Source organism: Sphingobium sp. TomTYG75, assembly GCF_054771635.1.
The window spans coordinates 917390-937302 of sequence record NZ_BSRE01000002.1 but is presented as its reverse complement, the minus strand read 5'-3'; the positions used below and the strand labels follow the sequence as shown (position 1 = coordinate 937302).

Genomic DNA, 19913 nt, shown 5'->3' with positions numbered 1-19913 from the left:
GTTCCGCATGTGGGCTCACCCGTCGATCAGGATAGCGCGAAAATCATTGACGTTGGTGCGCGTCGGCCCGGTAAACACCAGATCCTCCAACGCACTGAAGAATCCGAAGCTGTTATTTTCGCGCAGCATACCGCTGGCCGACATGCCCGCGGCACGAGCCCGCGCCAAAGTGCTTTCATCTACGATGGCCCCCGCATGGCCGCCCACGCCATCGATGCCATCGGTATCGCACGCCAGCGCCGATATGCCCGGCGCGGCGTCCAGCGACATGGCGAGGCTCAGCATATATTCGCTGTTGCGCCCGCCACTACCTGACGGATTGCCGACCAGCACGGTGGTTTCGCCACCAGATATCAGCGCCCAGCGTCCGCCCTTCCGCTGATGATGCAGGGCGAGCGCAGCGTGGACGATGCCGAGTTCGGTCGCGTCCCCTTCCAGATCGTCACCCAAATAGACGGGCTTGTATCCCGCCGCCCTGGCGACTTCCCCTGCGGCTTCCAGCGCCATGCGGTTGCGCGCGACGATCCGCGTATCGGCCCGCGCGAGTTCGGGCGACCCCGGACGCGGCGTGGCGTGGCGGTCGTCGCTCAACACTGTCATCACATTGTCTGGAACGGTGATGCGATAGCGTTCGATCACCCGCCGCGCGTCTGCCAGTGTCGTCCGGTCGGCAACGGTGGGACCTGAAGCGATCAGGGCCGGATCGTCGCCCGGCACGTCGGAAAAGGCCAATGTGACGACCTCCGCGGGATGCGCCAGCGCAGCCAGACGCCCGCCCTTGACCTGCGACAGATGCGTGCGCACGCAGTTTATCTGCGATATGGTAGCGCCGCAAAACAGCAGCTCGCGCGTCACGCGGCGCTTATCATCCAGCGATACACCATCGACCGGCAATGCCAACAACGCAGAGCCACCGCCAGAGATCAGCGCCAGCAATTGATCCTCTTCGCCAAGGTCTCGCACGGCTTCCTGGATCATCTGCGCCGCGCGCTGACCATGCTCGTCGGGCAAGGGGTGCCCGGCCTCGATCACGAGGGCGTCGGCGGGGAAGGTTCCTGGCGGCAGGCCGTGGCCGTAGGGCGTAAGGATGATCGCTTGCGTCCCCTGTGGAGAGTGGCGAAGCGCGACATCCGCCATCGCCGCGCCCGCCTTGCCCACGGCAAGCACCAGCCGCCGTCCTTTCGGCGGGGATGGCATATGCGAAGGCAGGCATCGCTCCGCAGATACTGCGGACAGCGCGACGTCGAACATCTCCCGCGCCAGCGCGATCCGCGCCTCTTTCATCTCCCCGTCGTCCGCCAAAACCTGTTCCCTCGCCGCCGTTCTGCACTGGACTTACAAATCGGCAATGAAAGCTGCAATTTACAACTTACACGGAAACTGCAATTCCGCCTGGCGGAACAGGAAGGCGGCCACCCCTTATTTGCGCTTGCCCAGCAGCAGGCGCGCCTGCGTGCCCCAGCTGCCAACGAACAAGTCCTCCACGCCGTCTCCGTTGACGTCGCCTTTAGCCATGCTCCAACTGCGCGCGACGGTCGCGGCAGGCATGACCGAAGCCGTCACGTCGGTGAAGCGGCCCTTCCCGTCATTGGCATAGGCGCGCAGCTGCAACGGCTTGAACCCCGGCACGTCGATCGCGCCAACGATCAGGTCGGGATGGCCGTCATGATTGAAATCCATCACCATCCCGCCCCAGCTGGAAAAGCGGTTGGCAGGCAGGCGCGCCTTGGTTTCGTCACGGAACTTGCCCCGCCCCTTGTTGATCAGCAACCGCGCCTGCGGATCCTTGTCCCACTTTTTGTTGTTGCTGGTCAGGTTCAGGAGCAGAATGTCCGGACGCTTGTCGCCATTGGCGTCGAACACATGCACTTCGCGCGTTTCCAGCGGGGTGAGAAGCTGAAGCGCCTTGGGCGCCTCGCGAAAATGCCCCTTGCCATCGTTCATGAGCACGCGGTTGGGCGGGCTTTCGTTCGCGACCACCATGTCGAGGTCGCCGTCACCGTCCAGGTCGGCCAGCGCGATGTCCTGCGTATCGTCTTCATAAGCGGGCAGGTTCGTCGCCGTCGCATCAATGAAAGTGCCGGGCTGTCTGGGATCGTTCAGCCACAGGAAGTTTTGCCCCGACGCGCGCGGCTTGTTCCAGCGCTCCTCCCCCGAATTGCCGATCACGATATCCGGCAGGCCGTCACCATTGACATCGCCCACCGCAAGACCATTGCCCTCGCTCATTTTCGGCAGCCGATCCGACGCGTCGGTAAATTCGCCCCCCGGTCCGCCTAAAAACAGCTGGTGCGCATGGTCCTCTTCCGCGACGAAGATCAGGTCGGGACAGCCATCACGGTTGAAGTCGGCGGACAGCACATGTTCCGTATCATGCGCCTTGGTGCCGAGCGCGCCCTGCTTCCAGGTGAAGTGGCCCTGCCCACCATTGATGTAGAGCCGGTTCGCACCCATTTCGACCGCGATCGCCGCGTCCAGATCGCCATCGCCATCCACATCCACCAGCGCGACGTCCAGCGCGTGGAGATATTTGGAAACGGGCACATGCGTGTCAGTCACATCGTCGAACAGCCGGGCTGACGCCGCATCATCCTGCGCCTGTCCCGGCACAGCTGCGGCGATCAGTGAGGCGAAGATTGCCGTGCGGGTCATCAGGCGGCAGTTCATCGTGCAGTCTCCAGCGTGTGAAGGTAGGCAAGGCTCTTCTTCAGCGAGTCGATGCGCGCGCCGGAGAATGGGGGCTCCTGCTCGACAAAGAAGTTGCGCACGCCCGCAGTCTGCGCCGCCTTCAGGATGGCGGGCCAATCCATCGTGCCTGATCCCACCTCCGTCGGCTTCTGTTGCATATGATAATTAACCTCGGTTCCCGCCGCGATGTCCTTCACATGCATTTGGGTGAAGCGCCCGCGATAGCGTTTGAGCCAGGCGACCGGGTCCTGCCCGCCCGCCGCCAGCCAGCCCGCATCCATTTCGAAATCGACGATGCGCGGGTCGGTCTTTTCCAGCAGGATCTGAAGGCCGGTCTTCTCCCTGAGCGGAGCCAACTCGCCATTATGATTGTGATAGCCGATGCGAATGCCATGCTTCTTGAGGACGGAACCCTTTTCATTGAGGAAGTCGGCCATGCGTTCATAGCGCTCGGCTGGCACCGGCGGGCCGCCCGGCTTCATCAGCGACATGAAGGACACCGGCGGACCCCATTTCGGGTCCTTGGGGAACTGGAACAACGGCAGCACGGCATTGCGTGATCCCAATATGTTCAGATCCTCGACCAGCTTGTCCATATTGTCGAAGTTTAGCCCGCTCGCGCCGGGCACCGACGATGAAGCAGCGACATGGGCGCTGCGGCATTTCAAACCTGCCTTGTCCAGGGCGGCGCGGAACTGTGTCGGTGTATTACGGTGCAGCGAGGCAAGCTCCACCGATCGCACACCTGCCGCAGCGATCGCGGCAAGCGTACCGTCAAGGTCACGGTGCAGGTCGGGTTCGAACATATAGAGCTGCACGCCCGGACCATCTTCCCCCAGTAGCGAGGCAGATTTCCGTCGCGCGGCAGCAGGAACCGCAGCGGCGAGCATCAACAGGGCGGAGGATTTGAGCAGGTCGCGACGGTTCATTGGCAATCTCTTTCAGCTTTTCGAAGTTTCAGGCGAGCGCGGCCTGGCGGCTCGCCTCTCGCAGGGATGTTTCAGGGTAGCGCATCATGCACAGGACTACGCCCAGCGAAAAGAGCGCTGGCACGATGCCGATCAAGCTACGCAGCGGCAGGGCGTTGCGCGGGTCACCGGCATGGCCAGGATCGAAGCCGAGCCAGGCGAGCAACAGGAAGGCTAGGCCCACCGCCAGCCCCAACGCCAGCTTCATCGATCCATTGAGCGTCGCATAGAGCAGCCCGGTACGGTCGACCCCGAAGCGCGCACGGGTGGCATCGGCAACGTCCGCCATCAACGCACGGGGCAGGAACCAGGCGATCGGGATGCACAGGCCGAGCGCCGCGACATTGGCCGCCGTCAGCCAGAAGGAATTGGCGGGCTGCATCGCCATCCCCAATTGCAGCAACGCCTGGATCAACGCTCCCGCCTGCAACGCCCGCGCCTTGCCGATCCGCCCGGCCAGCTTGGCGAACAATGGCGTCCCGGCAAAGGCGGCGGCATAGGCGATGAGGATCAGGGTGCTGGCCGCTGCCCGATCGAAACCAAGCTGCCCCATGTAGAAGAACAATGCCACCGCATTGGCGACGCCCGTGGACAAGGCGATCAGCAGATCGGCCAGCACCAGTCGAACGACCGGCCCTTGCGAGAATAACGCGATATAATCCCGTATCGCGAGCGCGGCCTGAGCACCTGCCGCAGGTGGCTTTTCCGGCGTGGTCCGCAGCGCCAGCAAGATCGCGCCGGGGATCAACACGATCATGACCCATCCCGCCGCGTGCATGCCGGCCCCTGGATCGCCGGGATAGGCACTGGCGACCACCGGCAATATGGCGAGGATCGAAAACTGCCCTGCCGTCGCGAAAACCTGCCACCAGGCGAAAATGCGCGTCCGCTCCGTGGATCCTGTGGACAGGGTCGCCGTCCAGGCCAGATGCGACAGCACGATCATCGAAAAGCCGATGAAGGCGATGAACAGCCACACCCAAAGATAAGCCATGCCGACCCCTCGCTCCGCCTGAAACAGGGCATAAGTCGACAGCATCAGAATTGGCGCGCTCGCCGCCAGCCAGGGACGGTAGCGCCCCCAGCGCGATCGCGTCGCATCCATCATACCGCCCAGCAGCGGATCGATCATCAGGTCCAGCACCCGCACCGTCATGAAGGCGGTGCCGACCGCACCGACCGGCAGAGCCAGCGCATTGGCGTAGAATTCGGGCAGGAACACCGTGACCAGCGTCGCGTAAGCCTGGATCGCGAGCGCGGTGACGCAAAAGGCGGCCAACCTTCCACGCCCCATCGCTTCCTCCCTGCCACGCGTCATTCGGTCCTCCCCCTTGATCGGATTCCAAACTGGTAATACCACAGTGCAATCAAAGCGCCAGTGGGCAGGTTCGATTCTGTCGGTGAAATGCTGCGAAAGCGGCACTGGCGGGGAATTCGGGGGATCGATGCAGAAGCCAGAAACATTGTCGGGGGACGAACAGCATATACCTTTCCGGGACGTCATCGGCTTTGCCAACGACCATGCCGGTTTCCCGCTGCGCCCGCCAGTGCTGGACCTGCTAGGCCGCCACAGCGGCCGCATCATCGACGTCGGCGCGCAGTCGGAAGAGCCTGTCGACTTTCCCGACATTACCCGCCGGGCGGTACAAACCATCCTGGATGGGGAGACCGATCGCGTCATCCTGCTGTGCGGCACGGGCGCTGGGGCATGCATCGCCGCTAACAAGGTTCGCGGCATCCGAGCCGCTGTCGCGCACGACACCTATGTCGCGCGGCAGGCGGTGGTGCATGACGACGTCAATGTATTGTGCATCGGCGCGTGGATCACCGGCCCGCAGATAGCCCTCGACATCATCCGCCATTTCCTGGCCGCGCAGTTCAGCGACGAAGAACATTTCCGCCGCCGCGTCGCGAAGCTCGCATCGCTGGAGCAAGGCGGATGACGACGGCGCGCGCGGGCAAGGTCGTGGTGCTGGGCAGCGTCAATCTCGACCTTCTGATCACCGCTCCGCGTCTGCCCTGCGCGGGTGAAACGGTGTCGGGGACAAATCTGACGCGTCAACTGGGCGGCAAAGGGGCGAACCAGGCCGTCGGCGCAGCGCGTGCGGGTGCGCATTGCATCCTGTTGGGCGCGGTCGGGGCGGACGAGGACGGCGCGCAGATGGTCGCGGCGCTTGCCGATCATGGCATCGATGTGAGCCGGGTGCGCACCACTTCCTCCCCCACCGGTTGCGCGCTGGTGGCGACATCGCCGCAGGACAATCAGATCATTCATGTCGCCGGGGCAAATGCGGATGTCGATGCCACCTTCGCCGAGATTGATCTTGGCCCGGATGATGTCTGCCTCGCCCAGATGGAAACGCCCGTTCCCGCTACGTTAGCGCTGTTTCAGTATGCTCGCGCCACTGGAGCCAGCACCATCCTCAACGCTGCGCCCGCATCAACCGCTGCGCGCCAGCTGCTGCCGCTCTGCGATCTGCTGATTGTCAATGAAAGCGAGTTGGCCTTGCTGACGGGTGCTGGGAGCATCCCCGTGCTGGACAACGCAGGATTGCTTTCAAGCAAAACCTTGCTTGGCTTGGAACATCGCCAGACGCTGCTGGTGACATTGGGCGCGGACGGCGTGGCGATCGTTGCGGCCAGCGGCGTCCAGCGCATCGCGGGACGGCCTACGGCTGTGGTCGATACAACCGGGGCAGGCGACTGTTTCTGTGGTTATCTCGCCGCCGGTCTCGCGCGGGGCGATTGCATCGAACATGCTGCGGCGGAGGCGAACATGGCGGCATCGATCGCCGTTCAGTCACTCGGCGCGGCGGCCTCCATCCCGGATCGCATTGCCGTGCTGCATGGTCTGGATACGGCCATTGCACACACCAGCTAGAATATTGAACTCAAGGAGCCTGAACGTGACGAACCTTATCAAGCGCAGGAAGTCCAGCATTGCTGCTCAACTTCTGAGCGCGGCGCTGTTGACCGCTGTCCTGCCGCTGACGGCAGCGCCTGCCGCCACGGCCAAGGATACGAAAATCGACTATCTGACTGCCCTCTTCCATCAGGAACGCCTCCTGGACTGGGGCAACCGGCCCAACTGGTCGCCCGATGGCCGTCGCATTGCCTTCACCAAAGACGATCTGGTCGACAGCCCGGCGTATGAAATCAACGTACGCACGAAAAAAGTGCGTTGCCTCACCTGTAAATTCGGTGAAACGCAGTTCGTCACCCGCATATTTTATCTGCCCGACAACAGCTTCCTGATCGAAGCGGCGCCGGGCATGAAGGGGGGCAGCGGCGGCGCGGCCGATGCCACCCGGACCCAGCTGTTCTGGATGTCGAAGTCGCTGGCCCGTCCGGTTTCGCTCAACAGTGGGGCGATGGGCGACATCGCCATAGCGCGTGAACCCAACGCCGATGGATCGATCAACCTATCCTGGTCGCGTCCTTCGGCGACTGGCCTGGACCTGACCGTGGCCCGGCTGGTTCGTGACGGCAGGACCGCGCGGCTTGCCGACATGCAGGCCGCCTATAGCTACCGCCCCGGCCAGCCCGGCCCGGCAAGCTTCCCCGAGGCCTATGACTTCATCGATGGCGGGCGCAGCGTCATGTTCTGGACCACCGAAATGGCGGCGCTGGACAGCGAAATGTATAAGGTCGACATCGCGACCAAGGCAGTGAGCAAGGTCTATGCCACTCCCTCCCATAACGAAACCCACGTATTTCCCGACGAACGCTATGGCCTGGAGGAAGCGAATATTCATTCCGATCCGGATGGCCCCTATCGCGGAATAAGCGGGCATATCAGGCCGGGCGTCGAGCAGATTTTGCGCTTCAAGGGCGAAAGCCGTGCAGCGGAGATCGCCGCGGCGAATTCCGGCAAGGGCTTCGATATCTTCGTCATCACCATGGATGGCAAATCACGCCGGGCGCTGACCAACATCAGCCCGTCCGGCGCGCAGGCGCATCAATCGACGGTGTCCCCCGACGGCCGCCGCATTGCCTTCGCGATCAAGGACCCCTCCGGAAAGTCGGGCCATCAGGCGGGACTCTATATCGGAACGTTCGGCAAGAACTGAAGATGATTAGAATTCGTGATTCCGTTCCACATGGTGGAATGGCCACTTCTGGGGATGTTCTCGCTCTTATATAACCCTGAATCGCTCAATGTCCGAACAAAAGGTTTCGGGGTGAAAATGGAGGGGACTATGAAGAGATCAAGAGGTCGTCATCTTATACAGCTGTTGAGTTGCGCTTGCGGGCTGGCCATTGCCAGCGGCGCCGCTGCGCAGCAAGCTGAGCAAGGCGCTGCCGAACCAAGTGCTGCCGAGATCATCGTCACAGCGACACGTCGTAGCGAGACGTTACAGCAAACGCCGTTGGCGGTGAATGTCGTGTCGGGACAGGACGTCGCCAAGCTCAACCTGTTCGACGTCAAGGAAATTCAGAACATTGTTCCCGGCCTTACGCTGGAAAATGGGGACGGACGCAGCAATATCGCGACCTTGCGCGGCATTTCGTTCAATCCTGACAGCGGGTCGAGCGACGCGGTCCAAGTCTATTTCAATGAAATCGACGTCGATCCCAACACTTTCTTCAGCGCAATCTACGACATCGGCCAGATTCAGGTTCTTCGTGGTCCCCAAGGCCTATTCCGCGGCAAGGTTTCACCTGCAGGCTCAATCGTTATCGGCTCCGCCCGTCCAGACCTGAGCAAGCCGACCGGTTATGCGCAGGCCGCGGCCAGTGATCTGCACGCAACCAACTTCCAGGGTGCGGCTTCCGTGCCTATTATTCAGGACAGCCTCGCTATCCGCGGCGCGCTTCTCTATGACCGCAACCGTGGCGGCCAGGTGAAGAATATCGACGGACGCAAATCGTACAACGAAACGATGAGCGGCCGTATTTCACTCGCCTGGGAGCCGTCATCCGACTTCCGCGCGGACCTTGTCTATCAGTATCTCTGGACGGACACACGGCCGTTCCGCGCGGTATTCGGCCCAGGCAATCAACCCAGCCCAAATAGCTTCTTCCCGCTGCGCAGCGGCCCCGCGATCAGCCTGAATGATCGTCTAGCAGTCAGCGAAGGTGCGCTGCGGTTTACCAACGAAACACACCTCTTCACGCTCAACACCAGTTATGATTTTAGCTGGGGTGAACTGGTATTCAATGGTGGCTACCAGAAGACGCGATTGGAACAGCAACGCGACCAGGACGAAGGCAATGCGGTTCCCGGTTATCAGCTGAACCAGCATGTACACACGCCTTACGATCTATGGACGACGGAGCTTCGCCTCCAATCACCTAACGGCTCACGCCTGAATTGGGCAATTGCGGCGAACTACGATTATTCAAAGTTCAACGATGTGCGCGTCAATCAGAGCAACGACGCGTTCTTCACCGATCCGTTCGGCTCAATCTTCCCCGGCATGACCGGCCCCGGCCCAGTGCCTCCGCAAATCTTCGTGTTCCCTGTCGATGTATCCGTAATCTTGCCGATCCTCAGCAAGTCCTATGCGGTGTCCGGTCTGCTGGGCTATGAGGTGGTCGATGGCTTAACCATCACCGGAGGCCTGCGCCAGAGCTGGGGCAAGACGACGCGTTCGCAGCGGCTGATCATCCCGGCCATTGGCGTCGACACCACCACTCCAAGCGTGGTGAGGCCAAGTGCCTTGACAGGGGGGGCATCTATCAGCTGGAAGGTCAATCCGGATCTGAATGTCTATGCAAATTACGGCCGGTCCTTCCGTCCGGGGGTTGCAGCAACGGGCGTTTCGACACCGCTTGATCCGCAATATCTTCAAACCCCTGACGAAACGTCGGATGGTTTTGAAGTCGGCCTGAAATCCAGCCTGTTCGACCGTAAAGTTACGCTGAACATCGCGGCGTTCTACCAGAAGTTCAAAAATTATGTGGACTTTGCACCGGGCCTTACGACCAACTCGTCCCGTGTCCCCGGTGCTGTTGATACAGCGACGGCGCCACTACCAACCTTTGGCGATGCCATCAGCAAGGGCGTTGAGGTCCAACTCGGCTTTCAACCTTCGCAGTGGGTCGATTTTAACGTGAACGCCACTTATGCTGATGCGCATTACGACAAAGCCCAGCTCTATTGTAACGATTATAATGGCGACGGCGTCCCGGATTCGATCGGCACGCCCAGCGTTCCTGGGACCGAGCAAGTCGCGGTCTGCGCTCGTAACGATCGTATCGCGGACGTTCCGAAGTTCAGCCTGTCCAGCAATGGCGAAGTCCGGTTCGGTATGGGCTCGCTAACCCCGTTCATTCGCGGGCTCCTGTCCTATCGTCCGGGGTTCAAGTCAGAAAACAGCAACTACACCTATCGGGACTTCACCAAGATCGATTTGTTCGTCGGCCTGCGCGGCGAAGATCGCTGGGAACTGAACCTATTCGTGAAGAACCTGCTCGATCAGACCCGCGCACAGCGCGTGTCGCAAGGAAACTTCCAGGTCGCAACCGGCGCGTTGCCTGGCTTGGAATCGTTCGGCACCCTACCGTTCGACTCCGGTTATCGCGTGGCGAACATCACGGCGCCGCGCGAATTTGGTGCGACATTGCGCTTCAACTGGTGATCGACTGGCCGGGGGATTGCTTAAGGCGATCCCCCGGTCGCGACTGCCTACGTCTCCCCCAAACTCAGGGTTCAGCGACGCCGCGCTGAACCTTTTTTGTTTAAGACCTCCCACGCAACATTTGCGAATTCACGCATTGAAGTGCGCCGATGATCTTTCGGGTTGAGCGCTCGGAAAGGCGGTTGGTCAGTCGTCTGCCACCGCGCGCAGTAGCGCCCGGAATCTATCCGGGCGCTACGCCCCCTTTAAAGCACGGCTCATCTTCACACCGAATCCGGTGGGTAGATCAAATATTTCGCTGTCCAATTCCATGATGTGGAACAGGCACGACCATGCCCCTCATTGACTCCCTTACATCGTTAGATTTTCTTGGCGGCGAGAAGAGAGGATGATGGACAAGATCGTCGTGCACGAAGCCGCGCCCCGAGGAGGATGCGATCAAGGCCGTGGCCCGCTTTCAAGCGACATCGGGCAGCCAGGCCATCACATCGTGGCGCGCCTTCTTCGCCTTATCGCACGACGCGGGGGAAATGCGGTCGGCGTCTTGAGGGTCAACGGGTTTGACGAGCCGCTCGACCGGTTTCTGATCGCCACCCTCCCGTCGCTGGACATCGCCAGCCTGCAAAAGCTGTCGTCCCGTGCCAGCGTGGAACTGTCCGATATGCAGGCCTACGCCACCGGACGGCTCCCATTTCGCGGTGGCGACTGGCGCCTGCTTTTCTACTGCCTGGTCGGTAGCCGCACCCTGCGCGAAGCCATCATGCGAACGGAGGAATTGCTGCTGGCGATCGACGGGCGCATGGGCAACATGACGTTGAAGCGGACAGGCGGACAGGCCTGCCTGTCATATACGGGTGCGCGCAGCGATGATGAAGAAATGGACTTCATCGTCATTCTGCACGGCCAATTGATGTTCCACTCCATTTTCAGCTGGCTCATCGGCAAGCCGTTGGAAGGCACACTGGCTCTCGATTTCCCTGAATTCGCCCGACGGCATCTGGACGGCCAACTACTGCCGTTCGATCTGCTGCTGGACGCAGACCAGCTGGAAATGCGCTTTGCGGCTTCCCTCCTCGATCAGCCGGTTATCCGCACAATGGCCGATTGCGAAGCGTTGCCGACGCTCAATTTCCTGTTCGGGTTGCGGTCGGGTGAGGATCCGCTGGAAATCGTTCGCCGTTCGCGTCACTTCATGGCGATGTCATTGCGGGAAAGGCGCAAGCTCCCCTCACTCGAAGAACTGGCGCGGCACCTGGCCGTGGGGGCGATGACGCTGCGGCGCAGGCTGCATAGCGCTGGCACCTCCTTCCGTGCGATCCGGGACGAACTGCGTCACGAAATGGCCGTCGACATGCTGACCAACAGCCGCTTGTCGATAGAGGACATCGCCGAACGGCTCGACCTGTGCGATTCCAACGCGCTGCGTCGTGCCTGTCGCGAATGGACTGGCATGGCCCCAACCGAATTCCGCCGCAAATTGCTCCAGCTAGCAGATGACGGGTGAGGCTGCTTTCACGCTCCAAGCGGCGGACTCCCGCGCTTCGTGAAGGTCTTCCAAATTGGGCAGACGCTATTGCAATCATGGACGCCGCGCCTAGCATGATGATATTGCAGGGGGGAGCAGTGTGATGAATGCGCGAGAGGATGCCTTGGTCGCCAGTGTGGCGGCCGATCAGCGTTATGTTGACCTGGTAGCAAGGCGCTCGCGTCTTGGCTGGTGGCTGTCCGCCATCATCTTCCTTGCGTTTGTCGGCTATCTGCTGCTGATCGCCTTCGACAAGGCAGCGCTTGGCGCACCGATTGCTGGTGGCGTGACGTCGGTCGGAATACCCGTCGGCCTTGGCCTCATCCTTCTGGCGATCGCGCTTACCGGAATCTACGTCGCGTACGCCAATCGTCATCATGACGAACAAATGGCTGCAATTCTTCAGGAACACCGCCGAAAGGACCATAGCGCGTGATGGGGAGTTTGTTAGCGATCGCCCTGGCTTCGATAACGCTGGCCCCGCTCCCCGCTTTTGCGGCCGCGCTGGAAGGACAGGCTCAACGCCAACCCGTCAACTGGATCGCGATCTGCATGTTCGTCGCCTTCGTCGGGCTGACGTTGTGGATCACGAAGGTGGCGGCTGCGCGCACACGCACAGCTTCGGACTTCTACACGGCGGGCGGAGGCATTAGCGGCTTTCAGAACGGCCTCGCGATGGCGGGCGATTATATGTCGGCCGCGTCCTTCCTCGGCATTTCAGCACAGATCTACTTGGACGGATATGACGGGCTCATCTATTCCACCGGCTTTCTGGTGGGCTGGCCGATCCTGTTGTTCCTGATGGCGGAGCGGCTGCGCAACCTCGGACGCTTTACCTTCGCCGATGTAGCCTCCTACCGCTTTGCCCAGCCGCCGGTGCGCAGCTTTGCAGCGGTCAGCACGCTTCTCGTCGTCAGCTTCTACCTGATCGCACAGATGGTGGGGGCAGGACAGCTCATCAAATTGCTGTTCGGCCTGCCTTATGCGGTTGCAGTGGTGATCGTTGGCACGCTGATGATGCTCTACGTCCTGTTCGGTGGCATGCGCGCGACCACCTGGGTCCAGATAATCAAGGCCGTGCTGCTGCTGGGCGGCGCCACCTTCATGGCCGTGATGGTGCTGGCGCGGTTCGGCTTCTCGTTGGAGGCGCTCTTCGCTAGGGCCGTTGAGGTCAAGACGACTGGGGCATTCGATGCGGGCGTCAGCGCTGCCGATGCTGCTGATAAAGGGCGTTCGATCATGGCGCCGGGCAACTTCATCAAGGACCCAGTGTCCGCGATTTCCTTCGGCCTCGCGCTGATGCTGGGAACGGCGGGCTTGCCTCACATATTGATGCGCTTCTTCACAGTGCCTGATGCAAAGGAAGCGCGCAAATCCGTGCTGTGGGCGACCGGCTGGATCGGATATTTCTATATCCTCACCTTCATCATCGGCTTTGGTGCGATCGTGCTAGTCGGGACGCAGCCTGCCTATCTGGATGCCGGAGGCGCGCTGCGGGGTGGAGGCAATATGGCGGCGATCCATCTTGGCCATGCGATCGGCGGGAATCTCTTCCTCGGCTTCATATCTGCGGTCGCCTTTGCGACTATTCTTGCGGTGGTCGCGGGGCTGACCCTGTCGGCTGCCTCCGCGATCAGCCATGACCTATATGCAACCGTGCTGAAATATGGCGAGGCGAACCCGGCTGACGAATTGCGCGTGTCGCGTTTGACCACGCTCGCGCTGGGCGCGTTGGCGGTGTTGCTCGGTCTCCTGTTCGAAAAGCAGAATGTGGCCTTCATGGTCAGCCTGGCCTTCGCATTGGCCGCGTCGGGTAATTTCCCCGTCCTGATCCTTTCCCTTCTCTGGAATGGCTGCACCACGCGTGGTGCGGCAATGGGCGGCACGATTGGCCTGCTTACCGCTTTCATCCTCACGTTGCTGTCGCCGACGGTCTGGACAAGCACCTTCAACCTTGGTCCGGCTCCTTTCCCGTACAGCTCTGCTGCGATATTTTCCGTGCCGGCCGGCTTCCTTGCTATCTGGCTGATCTCGCACTTCGATCGTTCATCACGCGGGGCGATCGACAGGGCTGGCTATGCGGCGCAGCGTGTACGGGCCGAGACCGGCATCGGCGCCTTCGCCGCTAGCGAACACTGATCGGGGCTTCCGGCGCCATGGGCCACATCCCCTAAGGCAACTGTTGCCGGAACAGATCGGCCGGTCCAACGCAAACGCTGTTGAACCGGCCGGGGATACTGAATGGGGGCGGCCGTCATGGCCGCCGTCCCATTTTTTAAGCCTTATTCTCCGCCGAAACGATAGCGAAGCTTGAGGCCATACATGCGCGGCTCACCGTAGATCGTTGCCCAGGACAGCAACGAGCCGCCCTGGTAGACGTCCGTGTTGCTGATCCGGTAGAGCTTGTTCGTGGCATTGGTGACGTACAAGCCTGCATCCAGGCCGGAACCTGCGATGTTGTTCCAATCCAGCGACATGTTCAGCAAGCCGAAGGCGTCCAGCTTCTCGCCCGGCTGCTGCGGCGCAACGACCGTTGCTTCGGTATGTTGCGACGAATTATGCGCATAGTTCACGAAGAACGAGAGGTCTCCCAGCCTTTCCGCGATGGGCAGGTTCACCGCCACGTGGAAGCTGTAGATGTAGGGCACGACATACTGACCGGGCAGGCAGGTCAGGTCCGTGGGCGTCCCGGGCGGCAGCGCCGTGCCGGAACAATCCGCCAGGAAGCCGTTCGATGGCAAAGTATATTCGGTATATTTAAAGCGCGTATAGCTGAAATTGCCACCGATCTCGATCGGCTTCCACGGCCGGATGGACGCGTCGACCTCGACACCTGAAACATGGGCCTTCGCCGCGTTGATCCGCGCGCCGCTGGCCAAGGTTACGGGATTGAAATCCCCGGTTGCCTTCTGGATATTCTGGTAATTCAGGTAATAATAGGAAGCATTCAACCGGGCAGGCACGCTGGCGATCCGAAAGTCCGATTTGAACCCCGCCTCATAGGAAGTGACCTTTTCCGGTTCGAAGGTACGGGTGGTCTCGCGAACCGCGTAAGGATTGAACCCGCCTGCCTTGTAGCCACGGCTGACCTTGGCAAACACCATCAGGTCGCGAACCGGCTTGTAATCCAGCCCGACGAGCCAGGTGGCCGCCTTGCTCTTCAGCGAAGCGGTGAAGTTGCAATCCGAAATCGCGTCCACCAACGTCGAGTCCGCCGAGCAGATAAACTGTCCGGTGAGCGTCGGAGTATAGCTTTGCGAGAAGCCTTTGATCTTGTCCCAGGTATAGCGGAAACCGCCGGTAAGCCGCAGGCTGTCAAGAGACGGCGTCATCGCCCCGAAATCGAACGTGCCCTGCGCATAGAGCGCCTTTGAGGTCGTCGCGACATAGCCCGGTGTTGCGTTGGCTACGCAGGCGGGCGGGATACCCGGAAGAGGGGTGCCAGTCAGACCCGCCGGACAATAGTTGATGGCGCTGCCTGCCTGATCGCCGTCAGGCTTCTGGCTGTAGTAGAAGCCGCCCGCCGTGAAGGTCAGCTTGTTGTCCAGGTAGGTGCCCTGGATCTGGAATTCTTCGGTAAACTGCTTGTAGCTGTCCCGCGGGAGCGTGACAGGCGACGTATTATTATAGACGACCGGCGTGCCTACGCCCGGAAGCGTAACCTGTCCCGGCGCGGGCAGCTTGTAGGGATCGACATCATATTGCTGCAAGACGGTGCCGTCGCCGTCATAACGGTAGAAGCTCTTGAACTTCTGATAGCTGACGATGTTGCGCAGGACGAGTTCGTCGTTGAGGTCGAAGGACAGGGTATCCGTGATGCCCCAAGTCTTGGTCTTCTGATAATCATCAATGCCGTGTGCGGTCTGGCGAGGGCCGAGCGCGTCGGCCTGAGCCGTGGCCGCGCGATAGACGTCGCACGAAAATGGCCCGCTTGTCGCGATCGGCGTGTTGGAGCAGAGCTGCAACTGAGCCAGACCGGCGGTGCCGTCGATATTGAATCCTTTATGGATAAGCCCCGTGCCGTTGAAGCGCGAGTGGGAGCCATAGGCCATCAGGTAATTTTCGATGCGCTCGGTCGGGCGGAAGGTGATACCGATGCGTCCCGAATACCAATGCGTATCGTCGCGATCCTTGTTCCAGATCACGTCATGGGTATAGCCGTCGCGATCATGATAGGCGCCGACGACGCGAACGAGCAGCTTGTCCTCGACCACGGGCACGTTGATAACGCCCTCAATCTCCTTGGCGTCGTAATTACCATATTTCGCAAGCAGCGAGCCGGAAAAGTCGTTCGTCGGCTTGTGCGGCACGAGAAGGATCGCGCCACCAGTCGTGTTACGGCCGAACAACGTGCCCTGCGGGCCGGCGAGCACCTGAAGATTTTCAAGATCGACGAAGTTGCCGGGTCCGCCCTGCTGGCTGAGTGTGATCGGCGCAGGTAGCGGCACTTCGTTCAGGTAAAGGACGACGCCTGGCGACGCCTGGAACGTGGCCCCCTGACCGCGCAGCGTAAATGTTTGGGAGTCGCGTGAACCCTGCCCTGCGGACCCGACGACCAGCGACGGGACGCTGGCGTTCAGATCCTGCGACTGGGTGATGTTTTGTTGCTGAAGGCGTTCGGGCGAAAAAGCCGTAATCGCGATGGGCACATCCTGCGCACGTTCGGCGCGGCGTTGAGCCGTCACGATGATGTCGGCGGTTGCACCGAGTTGGGTGCCTGACGCGTCCTGCGCCAAGGCAGGTGTGGCTATCAGAACCGCGCATGATGCTACGCTGTTGAAAAGCAGTGCGGAATGCTTCTTCAAAATCCCCTCCTATTTTAGTTCGCCGCCTTTGTTCAGGCGGTCGATCTTCAGAGTAGAATATGGAAACAAACTACGCAATTGAGCAATGCACAATTGTGATGCACTTTTGTCACTATTGCAGGAAGAATGATCAATCTGGGTGCTGACGCTTTCCGAATTCCAGACTTACCGGCCGCATGACCCCATCCGGCCTGATCCTGACGCGCACCAGACCTTGCGCGTCCGCGTCCGCCAATCGGCGCGACAAAGACATCACATTAGCTTGCGACGTGAACAATATGCCGGAATCCAATCCCCGCACCTCGCGCCGCGTGCCAATCGAAGCACGAACGATAATCGCGCACCCCGTTATTTGCTGAGCATCGGGACGACCTGGAATGGGATTTAATTGGCGAACCCTGGCAATATGCGGCGCGGTGCCCTGAATGCATAATTCAGGTGCAAGCGATGCATCAAAGGAAGCCTTGTCGCCGTTGTGACCGTCGCGCGAAGTATCCACGGGCCAGTCATATTGATATTGAATATAATGCCCGCGCAGCAAATCCCTTGGATCATAACCCCGAATAGGAATGAGCCATTCTTGCCCTTGCTGCGCAAGGCGATAGGTCGCGATCCAACTGTAAGCCAAGGCCATGATCGGCAGCAGCAGGGCGGCAGCGAGCAGAAGGCGGGGCGATGCCGCAAGCCTTTTCATGCCGCCATCCCTCCCGCCGGTGCATAGCGTTTCGAGATACGGACAGTCGACCACGCCACCGCAATGGCGAAAGCCCCGGAAAATATAAGGCCCGCCCCGCTTTCAAGCAGGCTGTCATTAAGTTCGAAGCTAAGGATGATGATGCGCAAGGCTACCAGCGCGATCGCCCCCTGGAACAGCCGCCGCCAGTGGGCGAAGATGGCCGCTGCGGCCACGGCACCCCACAGCATGACGAAGAATGACGCTCCGATCCAAGGGCTGCGGATCGGGCCGTGCAGATCGACCAGCAAGGCCTGCGCCAAATGCAGCAGCGCCCCAGCGGCCAATATCCCCGCCGTCGCTGTTCCGGATCGTGTGGGCGTGACGCGGAATATGATCGCGGCGGCACCGATCAGGGCCAGACTCTGTATGGCGATGCTGCCGAGGGCAGCGTGGGTTCGGCTGCCCCAGCCGCCCGCTATGATGGCGATGCTGATGCCCGCAAGGATCACGCTGATCGCCAATTGTTCCAGCAAGCGCCAGAAGGCGGGCCGGTCGCTCCGGTCCCGCATGAACGCGGCGAAGGCAGCCACTACCATGGGCGGGCAAACGATCAGGCCCCAATAGAGTGTTGGAAAGGCGGGTTGGGGCACATGCTGCCCCCATGCCCACGCATGACCATATTCGTCGGCGTGAGACCATGCCGTGCCGACTACCGCTGCCAGCCAAAGGCCCGCGATCGGCCAGCCTCTTCCAAACAGGAGCAGCAGCGGCGAAAAAATAACCAGCCATGCCAGCAGCGGCTGCCAGAGCGGCGAGGAGGTCTGATACACCTGCCCGACATGGCCAAAGAAGGCGAGACCCAGAACCGCAGCCACGAACAGTAATCCATCGCTGAAATAATTGTTCTTCGCCGCTGCCCTCGGCAGATACCACCATAGCAGCCCCGCAAAGCCGGTCATCAGGGCGAAGTGGATCGCCAGACGCGTCTCACCGGGTATCGCGTCCCAATTCGCGGCGACGACGGAGATGATCCCCAACCCGATCGTCAACGCACCCAGGCCGACGATCGCCCACAATCCAACAGGCCGACTATGGGCCAACTCCCACGCGCGGATACGTTCGGCAACATCGGCGTCGATCAGCCCTGCGTCCTGCCACGCTTTCAACTGCCGTTCGGACATGGTTTATTCCCCCTGTTCAGCGGCTGGGTGATTCCATTCCACCCTGTGGATCTTGGGCGCACTGGAATCGGAAACCATCAGAAGATAGCCCTAAGCACCGATCGGCAATGCAGGCGGAGGAACAGACGAGATGAAATCAAGATATTTCAACCGCGTAAGCCCCCTACGTCAGCATGCGCCAGCATGCCCGAAAATCCTTGGCAGCTCCAGTGGCATTCTAGCCGTCCGAGTCACGCGGCTGATCCTCGCGGCGACCACGGCATCGAGGGGAAATTGCTTAATCTTAACTTTCGGGTTAATAAACTTACTCCGCCGACATCGGTTCGTCGCATGAAGCAGTCTTACCAGCCCCAGCAGCGGAGCGCGACCGGACGCGTTCATCTCCGCGAAAGGTTGGGCTGAACAGGCAGGACGCCCATGCTGTTCAGGTGCGGCCGAATACCGCGCGTCATAATGAGACTACATGGAGGGGGTTCTGACAGCCGTTACGACATCACGGATGCGGCGGTCGGACGAGAAGCTGCGATCACGCAGGCCCGCCCGATCGAGTTTGAAGGAGTAGCGCAATGAGTAACATTTTAAAAAGCCCGAAACTTTTCTTACTGTTGTCCGTGGCGGCCGGGACCGCTTCAGCCGGTTTCGCGCAGGAAGCGCAGCAGGAGGCGCCTGACGCCAATCTGTCGGCGACCTACAGCGCCCCTGCGCCCGAAGCGGCGCAACTGGCCGAAGGGCCTGAGGTCGAAGGCCTTATTTCCGCGCGCACCGGCGATAAATTGCAGGTTACCGCGGCCGACGGCACCAACACTGTCGTCACCATCAATGACGCGACCCGTGTCAAGTCCAGCGGCGGTTTCCTTGGCCTTAGCCGCAGCAAGCTTGCCACAGCCTCGCTGCTGAACGGCCTGCCGGTTTCCATCAAGACGCTTCAGTCGGGTGCTGACCTGATCGCCAGTCAGATAGATCTAAAGAGCAAGGATCTGAAGACCGCGTCGATGATCCGCAGCGGCACTGCCCAGGGGTTTGCCGAACAGACCGCCGCGACCGAAGCCTTGCGCAGCCGCGTCGGCGACATCGATAAATATAATGTCAAAAGCACGACCAACGTGAACTTCGACATCGGCAAGGCGGTATTGTCCGATCAGGCGAAGAGCGACCTGTGCGCAACTGCGTCAGCGGCCGATGGCATGAACAACGCCCTGTTGCTCGTCGTTGGCTATACCGATTCCACCGGCAGCGACGACTTCAATCAGGAGCTTAGCGAAAAGCGGGCCAGTCGGGTCGTCAACTATCTGCAGCAGACCTGCGGTTGGAAGCCCTATCGCATGCTGACCCCCACCGGCATGGCCGAAGCAGACCCGCTCAGCAGCAACGACACGGCCGAAGGCAAGGCGCAGAACCGCCGCGTCGCGGTCAATGTGCTCGTCAGCAAAGGCCTCGATGGACTCTAAAGTGCAAGGGGCGGGCAACAGTCCGCCCCTGTTTACTG

15 protein-coding genes are annotated in these 19913 nt (G+C 60.9%); 8 read left to right on the top strand and 7 right to left on the bottom strand.

The window, feature by feature from the left end:
• Window positions 1-15: 15 nt before the first annotated feature.
• The 4 genes from ACYU81_RS17885 to ACYU81_RS17870 all read right to left on the bottom strand — a co-directional run bounded on the left by ACYU81_RS17885 (window position 16) and on the right by ACYU81_RS17870 (window position 4974).
• The gene (locus ACYU81_RS17885; protein WP_460989045.1) at window positions 16-1302 is read right to left on the bottom strand and encodes a glycerate kinase type-2 family protein; all 1287 of its coding nucleotides are present in this window, start codon (window positions 1300-1302) and stop codon (window positions 16-18) included.
• 117 nt (window positions 1303-1419) lie between these two features.
• A complete protein-coding gene (locus tag ACYU81_RS17880) occupies window positions 1420-2667 on the bottom strand; it encodes an FG-GAP repeat domain-containing protein (RefSeq protein WP_460989044.1) in 1248 nt (415 codons plus the stop codon).
• Window positions 2664-3617 carry a sugar phosphate isomerase/epimerase family protein gene (locus tag ACYU81_RS17875; protein WP_460989043.1) on the bottom strand — a complete coding sequence of 318 codons (954 nt, stop codon included), beginning with the start codon at window positions 3615-3617 and terminating at the stop codon, window positions 2664-2666. Before ACYU81_RS17875 ends, ACYU81_RS17880 begins: the two co-directional genes overlap by 4 nt.
• 28 nt (window positions 3618-3645) lie before the next feature.
• Window positions 3646-4974: an MFS transporter gene (locus tag ACYU81_RS17870; RefSeq protein ID WP_460989042.1), complete on the bottom strand. Its 1329-nt coding sequence runs from the start codon at window positions 4972-4974 to the stop codon at window positions 3646-3648.
• Window positions 4975-5101: 127 nt separating this feature from the next.
• Between ACYU81_RS17870 and ACYU81_RS17865 the strand changes: the two genes are divergently transcribed.
• The 7 genes from ACYU81_RS17865 (at window position 5102) to ACYU81_RS17835 (ending at window position 13904) form a co-directional block, all read left to right on the top strand.
• A complete protein-coding gene (locus ACYU81_RS17865) occupies window positions 5102-5599 on the top strand; it encodes an RpiB/LacA/LacB family sugar-phosphate isomerase (RefSeq protein ID WP_460989041.1) in 498 nt (165 codons plus the stop codon).
• Window positions 5596-6537, top strand: coding sequence for a ribokinase (locus tag ACYU81_RS17860; protein WP_460989040.1), 942 nt, complete (start codon window positions 5596-5598; stop codon window positions 6535-6537). The genes ACYU81_RS17865 and ACYU81_RS17860 overlap by 4 nt, the downstream gene beginning before the upstream one ends.
• 25 nt (window positions 6538-6562) lie before the next feature.
• Window positions 6563-7726, top strand: coding sequence for a hypothetical protein (locus ACYU81_RS17855; protein ID WP_460989039.1), 1164 nt, complete (start codon window positions 6563-6565; stop codon window positions 7724-7726).
• A 30-nt stretch (window positions 7727-7756) separates the two neighbouring features.
• The gene (locus ACYU81_RS17850) at window positions 7757-10240 is read left to right on the top strand and encodes a TonB-dependent receptor (RefSeq protein WP_460989038.1); all 2484 of its coding nucleotides are present in this window, start codon (window positions 7757-7759) and stop codon (window positions 10238-10240) included.
• A gap of 490 nt (window positions 10241-10730) precedes the next feature.
• The gene (locus ACYU81_RS17845; RefSeq protein ID WP_460989037.1) at window positions 10731-11744 is read left to right on the top strand and encodes a helix-turn-helix transcriptional regulator; all 1014 of its coding nucleotides are present in this window, start codon (window positions 10731-10733) and stop codon (window positions 11742-11744) included.
• A 124-nt stretch (window positions 11745-11868) separates the two neighbouring features.
• Entirely contained in the window at window positions 11869-12201 is a 333-nt protein-coding gene (locus tag ACYU81_RS17840) for a DUF485 domain-containing protein (protein ID WP_449469843.1), read from the top strand.
• The gene (locus ACYU81_RS17835; protein ID WP_460989127.1) at window positions 12201-13904 is read left to right on the top strand and encodes a cation acetate symporter; all 1704 of its coding nucleotides are present in this window, start codon (window positions 12201-12203) and stop codon (window positions 13902-13904) included. Before ACYU81_RS17840 ends, ACYU81_RS17835 begins: the two co-directional genes overlap by 1 nt.
• A gap of 143 nt (window positions 13905-14047) precedes the next feature.
• On the opposite strand, the gene ACYU81_RS17830 is transcribed toward ACYU81_RS17835, so the two are convergent.
• From ACYU81_RS17830 to ACYU81_RS17820, 3 genes are all read right to left on the bottom strand, one after another.
• Window positions 14048-16570, bottom strand: a complete 2523-nt coding sequence (locus ACYU81_RS17830; protein WP_460989036.1) for a TonB-dependent receptor — start codon at window positions 16568-16570, stop codon at window positions 14048-14050.
• Between the two features lie 130 nt (window positions 16571-16700).
• Window positions 16701-17264: a GDYXXLXY domain-containing protein gene (locus tag ACYU81_RS17825; protein ID WP_460989035.1), complete on the bottom strand. Its 564-nt coding sequence runs from the start codon at window positions 17262-17264 to the stop codon at window positions 16701-16703.
• A complete protein-coding gene (locus tag ACYU81_RS17820; protein ID WP_460989034.1) occupies window positions 17261-18427 on the bottom strand; it encodes a DUF2157 domain-containing protein in 1167 nt (388 codons plus the stop codon). Before ACYU81_RS17820 ends, ACYU81_RS17825 begins: the two co-directional genes overlap by 4 nt.
• A 566-nt stretch (window positions 18428-18993) precedes the next feature.
• Between ACYU81_RS17820 and ACYU81_RS17815 the strand changes: the two genes are divergently transcribed.
• Window positions 18994-19875, top strand: a complete 882-nt coding sequence (locus ACYU81_RS17815) for an OmpA family protein (RefSeq protein WP_460989033.1) — start codon at window positions 18994-18996, stop codon at window positions 19873-19875.
• Window positions 19876-19913 lie beyond the last annotated feature (38 nt).